This is a genomic window from Bradyrhizobium sp. (assembly GCF_049691595.1).
Classification (GTDB): Bacteria; Pseudomonadota; Alphaproteobacteria; order Rhizobiales; family Xanthobacteraceae; genus Bradyrhizobium.
The window spans coordinates 1-4,679 of record NZ_JBAVNZ010000635.1 but is presented as its reverse complement, the minus strand read 5'-3'; the positions used below and the strand labels follow the sequence as shown (position 1 = coordinate 4,679).

Below are 4,679 nucleotides of genomic sequence, written 5' to 3'. Positions count from 1 at the left end.
ACGCCTTCCTGCACGTCGTTCAGGTCGAGCATCCGCGACAATAGCAACGGCCCCATTTCCGTGACGGTGGCGCGGACCGGGTGGCCTTGCTCGCCGAACACGTCCCAGAACACGGTCGAAAACTGGTCGGGCTGGAAAGTGAGGCCCATCTCGCCGGCCCGCTTGACGATAAAATCCTTGGCCTCGCCGACCTCGGCGATTCCAGACAGGTCACCCTTGATATCGGCGGCGAATACGGGAACGCCGGCACGCACAAATCCCTCGGCCATCACCTGCAGCGAAACGGTCTTTCCGGTTCCGGTCGCGCCGGTGACGAGGCCGTGCCGGTTCGCAAGCGCGAGCGTCAGCCACGCCGATTGCTCGCCCTTGCCGATAAAAATCTTGTCGTCGGTATCGGCGGTCTTGTTATCGGAGGTTGCCATCGCTTCGCCTCTTCGCGCACATGGGGAAATTTCGGTCACCGGACGACCCAATCATATTGCATCCCGGGCGTCGATTGAAACCCGTCAACGGAGATCGACCAATCGGCTGACCGAAGACCACGCTTCTCATGCATTTTTCCGCGCCTGGCGGAACAAAATGGATCGCGTGTGCGGCACGATGGCTTGAACCACGCGTTCACTCTTGCATTGCTGCAACACTTGCCATCCGATCAACGACAAAAAAGCGGTGCAGTGTTCGGTCATCGCTTGTAATTCAGATCGCAGACGCTCAAGATAAATTTCATAAGTAGACGATCCGGCAGGCAACCGGCTATGGGCGGGGCAATATGGACGAATTGATTGGACGGTTGGCCACCAAGGCCAGCATCGATAGAGTTGTAGCAGAAAAAACCATTGGCATCGTGCTGGGTTTCCTTCGCAACGAGGGTCCTTCCGACAAAGTCCAGGCCCTGATCGACCACATTCCGGGTGCGGAAGCTGCGATCGCTAAGTCAAACAGCAACGGCGGCCTCTCCAGACTGATGGGCGGCGGCCTGATGGCGGTTGGCAGCAGGCTGATGGCGCTCGGTTTGGGCATGAGCGAGATTCAGAACGTCGCGCGTGAACTTTTCAGGTTCGGACGCGACAAAATCGGAGCAGAGCAAATGGGCAAGATCATCTCGGGGACGCCGGGCCTCAGCCAGTTCGCTTAAATCACCCTTCGGCTCGCGCTGCCTTTTTTCATATTGAGTATCATGACATATCCTCTCTCCGCGATTGAAGGCCTTACCGCCTATTCCGCCTCGAAACTGAAATCGCAGGGCATTCGCACCACGGACGCGCTGCTTGAGGCGGCGCGGACGGTCAAGGGGCGCAAGGTGCTCGCGGCCAAGACCGGCATCAGCGAACAGCAACTGCTCGAATGGGCCAATTTCTCCGACTACATGCGGATTCCCGGCATGGGCAAGGCAAAGGTCGGGCTGGTGCGCGCTGCCGGCGTCACCACGGTTCGCGAGCTCGCGCTTCGCAATCCGGCGCGGCTGGCGCAGAACATGAAGGACGTGAATACCAGGCGCAAACTCGTCCGTGTCCTGCCCTCGGAGAAGTCGGTCGAGCAGCTGATCGCGCGGGCGCGCAGGCTTCCCCCCAAGATCAGCTACTAGATCGGCCAAAAATCGGCTTGCGCCGGCGCGCGCCGCGGTTCCTCTCCCGCCTTGACTCGCTGGCGCGGACCGCGCAAATCGACCGCATGATCGCTAACCTGTCCAGATCCCCCAAGGCGGCGGGCAAGTCAGCCGGTTCCGTCGGTCACCCCGTGCTGGCGGCGCTGTTGTCGAAGCCGTATCCGGCCGTGATGGGCGTGTTGAATGTGACCCCGGATTCATTCTCCGATGGCGGACGGTTCGCCGCACCCGAGCAAGCGCTGGCGCAAGCGCGCCGGATGGTTGCCGAGGGCGCCGATATCATCGACATCGGCGCGGAATCCACCCGACCCTATGGTTCGGAGCCGGTCTCGGCGGTTGAAGAACTGAAGCGGTTGCAGCCGATCCTGGCCGAGGTCGTCGCGCTCGGCGTGCCGGTCTCGATCGACAGCATGAAATCGCAGGTCGTCGCCTGGGCGTTCGAACAGGGCGCCGCCATCGCCAATGACGTCTGGGGCCTGCAGCGCGACGGCGGCATGGCCACACTGGTCGCGGCACGCAACGCAGCGGTCGTGATCATGCACAACCGCGACCGCGCCGACCCTGCCATCGACATCATGAAGGATATTTCCGACTTCTTCGCCCGTTCCCTCGACATCGCCGACAAGGCCGGTGTTTCACGTGGAAACATCGTGCTGGACCCCGGGATCGGCTTCGGCAAGACGCCGGAACAAAGCATGACGGCACTGGCGCGACTGGATGAGCTTGGCGCGTTCGGCCTGCCACTCCTGGTCGGCGCATCGCGCAAGCGTTTTATCAGCGCGGTCACGCCGTCGGAACCGCACCAACGCCTCGGCGGTTCGATCGCGGCGCACCTGATGGCCGCCGAGGCCGGCGCGCGGATCATCCGGGCCCACGACGTGGCTGAAACCGTCCAGGCGCTGCGCGTTGCGGCGGCAATCGGCCAGCAGCGATGACCGATATCATCTTCATCACCGGCGTCGTGATCCATGCCCGCCATGGCGTGATGGAACATGAGACCGAGGTCGGGCAGCGTTTCGTGATCGATCTCGAACTCTCGGCCGATTTGTCTGAATCCTCACGCACCGACCGCCTCGCCGACACCGTGTCCTATTCCAATGTGGTGGCGATCGCGACGGCGGCATTCAAGAATACCAACTACAAGCTGCTGGAGCGTGCCGCCGGCGCGGTCGCCGACGCGATCTTGTTGGCGTTTTCGCGTGTCGACGCGGTCAAGGTCACCGTGCACAAGCCGCACGCGCCGATCGCCGCGATCTTCGAGGATGTCGGCGTGGTGCTGACGCGCACGCGGCAACCGCCCTCGCATGGCTGACGTCCTGATCGCGCTGGGCGGCAATGTCGGCGACGTCCGCGCGACCTTCCAAAAAGCGATCGCCCATATCTGCGGCATGACCCAGGCCGCGCTGGTGGCGCGGTCGTCGGATTATGCGACGCCGCCGTGGGGCGACGCGCAGCAGGCAACCTTCATCAATGCCTGCATCGAAATCGAGACCAGCCTCGATCCGCACGCGCTAATGTTCACGCTGCACCGAATCGAGAAGAAATTCGGCCGCGACCGCGCTCATGAAAGGCGCTGGGGTCCGCGCACCCTCGACCTCGATCTGATCGCCTATGACGATGTCAGGATCGACACGCCGGAACTGACGCTGCCGCACCCGCGGCTGTTCGAACGCGCTTTCGTGCTGGTGCCGCTCGCGGAGATCGTCCCAAACCGTCTCATTGCGGGACGCGGCATTGCGGCGGCGCTGGCCGCGCTTTCGACTGAAGGTATTGAGCGGCTGCCTGACCTTGGCTGAGCACAACAGGACCCCAAACAACCGTTTGGCTTGGCGGCCGCCCCGTGGCAATTTCCGGCCAGGCAGGACGCGCTTTCGGGGAATGATGGGCCGATGACCAGCGAAACTGACGATCTGCGGCTGGCAGCCGATTTTGCCCCGGCGACTTACGAGGACTGGCGCAAGCTGGTCGATGGCGTGCTCAACGGCGCGCCGTTCGAAAAATTGGTCGGCAAGACCTATGACGGCCTCAGGATCGAACCGATCTATCGGCGCGCGACCGGCGCCAGCCCAATTGCCGGGCGGCCCGCAGCCGCGCCCTGGCAGGTCATGCAGCGGATCGATCATCCCGACGCCGCGCAAGCCAATGCCCAGGCGCTGCATGATCTCGAGAACGGCGCCACCGGGCTCGACTTTGAGTTCGCCGGCGGTCCAGGCGCGCGGGGTTTCGGCATCGCCGACGCGACCAGGGAAACGCTGGCGCGGGCGTGCGACGGCATCTTGTTCGATGCCGGCGTCGTGATCGCGCTCAATCCGGTGCTGGGACGCCAGAACGCGGGAGAAAGTCTCGCCAATGTCATCGAGGCCGGCAAATTTGATCCTGCGAAAGTCGACGTCCATTTCAATTATCAGCCGCTCAGCACCATGGCTACGCGCGGCGCCGTGGTCGCTCCCTGGGTGGAGATGGAGAAACCGTTCGCAAAGATGATTGCCGGTCTGATGGGCCGCGGCTTCAAGGGACCGTTCGCGCTGGCCGACGGCCGCCCGGTTCACGACGCCGGCGGATCGGAAGCGCAGGAACTGGCGTTCGCGCTGGGCATTGCCGTGGCCTATCTGCGCGCGCTGGAAGCCGGCGGCTTGGATCTGGAAGCCGCCCGGTCCGCTTTGTCGTTCCGACTCAGTGCCGATGCCGATCAGTTCCTGACCCTGGCAAAATTCCGGGCACTGCGGCTGTTATGGGCGCGGATCGAGCAAGCCTGCGGCCTGACGCCGAAGCCGATCTTTGTCGCCGCACAGACGGCCTGGCGCATGCTCACCCAGCGCGACGCTTACGTGAACATGCTGCGCGCGACGATGGCGACGTTCTCCGCCGGCCTCGGCGGCGCCAATGCCGTCACCGTGCTGCCGCACACGCTGGCCGTGGGATTGCCCGATCCATTCGCGCGGCGCGCAGCGCGCAACACCCAGCTCGTGCTGCTGGAAGAGTCCAATCTCGCAAAAGTGTCCGATCCCGCGGCGGGTTCCGGCGGCATCGAGGCGCTGACGAGCGAGCTTTGCGAGGCGGCGTGGACGTTGTT

8 protein-coding genes are annotated in these 4,679 nt (G+C 63.6%); 6 read left to right on the top strand and 2 right to left on the bottom strand.

The genetic code is table 11. The features are described 5' to 3' along the window. Window positions 1-422 (bottom strand): helicase HerA-like domain-containing protein (locus tag WCE35_RS25475; protein ID WP_424596071.1); only part of this gene is annotated, 422 nt, incomplete at its 3' end. Window positions 423-548: 126 nt separating this feature from the next. Next, entirely contained in the window at window positions 549-686 is a 138-nt protein-coding gene (locus WCE35_RS25470) for a hypothetical protein (protein ID WP_424596070.1), read from the bottom strand. Between the two features lie 83 nt (window positions 687-769). Here WCE35_RS25470 and WCE35_RS25465 point away from each other — a divergent pair, with 83 nt between their 5' ends. From WCE35_RS25465 to WCE35_RS25440, 6 genes are all read left to right on the top strand, one after another. Continuing rightward, window positions 770-1,135, top strand: a complete 366-nt coding sequence (locus tag WCE35_RS25465) for a DUF2267 domain-containing protein (protein WP_424596069.1) — start codon at window positions 770-772, stop codon at window positions 1,133-1,135. Between the two features lie 42 nt (window positions 1,136-1,177). Next, window positions 1,178-1,585 (top strand): DUF4332 domain-containing protein, encoded by a 408-nt coding sequence (locus WCE35_RS25460; RefSeq protein WP_424596068.1) that lies wholly within the window; start codon window positions 1,178-1,180, stop codon window positions 1,583-1,585. Between the two features lie 86 nt (window positions 1,586-1,671). Beyond that, a complete protein-coding gene (gene folP, locus WCE35_RS25455) occupies window positions 1,672-2,541 on the top strand; it encodes a dihydropteroate synthase (RefSeq protein ID WP_424596067.1) in 870 nt (289 codons plus the stop codon). Continuing rightward, the gene (gene folB / locus WCE35_RS25450) at window positions 2,538-2,918 is read left to right on the top strand and encodes a dihydroneopterin aldolase (RefSeq protein ID WP_424596066.1); all 381 of its coding nucleotides are present in this window, start codon (window positions 2,538-2,540) and stop codon (window positions 2,916-2,918) included. The genes folP and folB overlap by 4 nt, the downstream gene beginning before the upstream one ends. After that, window positions 2,911-3,402: a 2-amino-4-hydroxy-6-hydroxymethyldihydropteridine diphosphokinase gene (gene folK / locus WCE35_RS25445; RefSeq protein ID WP_424596065.1), complete on the top strand. Its 492-nt coding sequence runs from the start codon at window positions 2,911-2,913 to the stop codon at window positions 3,400-3,402. Before folB ends, folK begins: the two co-directional genes overlap by 8 nt. A 93-nt stretch (window positions 3,403-3,495) precedes the next feature. Next, window positions 3,496-4,679: methylmalonyl-CoA mutase family protein (locus WCE35_RS25440; RefSeq protein ID WP_424596064.1), on the top strand; the 1,184-nt coding region annotated here is incomplete at its 3' end.

What these genes read in the sequence shown, in the direction of transcription:
- WCE35_RS25470 (WP_424596070.1), bottom strand. Translation starts at nt 686, where the DNA reads ATGACCGAACACTGCACCGCTTTTTTGTCGTTGATCGGATGGCAAGTG.
- WCE35_RS25465 (WP_424596069.1), top strand. Translation starts at nt 770, where the DNA reads ATGGACGAATTGATTGGACGGTTGGCCACCAAGGCCAGCATCGATAGA.
- WCE35_RS25460 (WP_424596068.1), top strand. Translation starts at nt 1,178, where the DNA reads ATGACATATCCTCTCTCCGCGATTGAAGGCCTTACCGCCTATTCCGCC.
- folP (WP_424596067.1), top strand. Translation starts at nt 1,672, where the DNA reads ATGATCGCTAACCTGTCCAGATCCCCCAAGGCGGCGGGCAAGTCAGCC.
- folB (WP_424596066.1), top strand. Translation starts at nt 2,538, where the DNA reads ATGACCGATATCATCTTCATCACCGGCGTCGTGATCCATGCCCGCCAT.
- folK (WP_424596065.1), top strand. Translation starts at nt 2,911, where the DNA reads ATGGCTGACGTCCTGATCGCGCTGGGCGGCAATGTCGGCGACGTCCGC.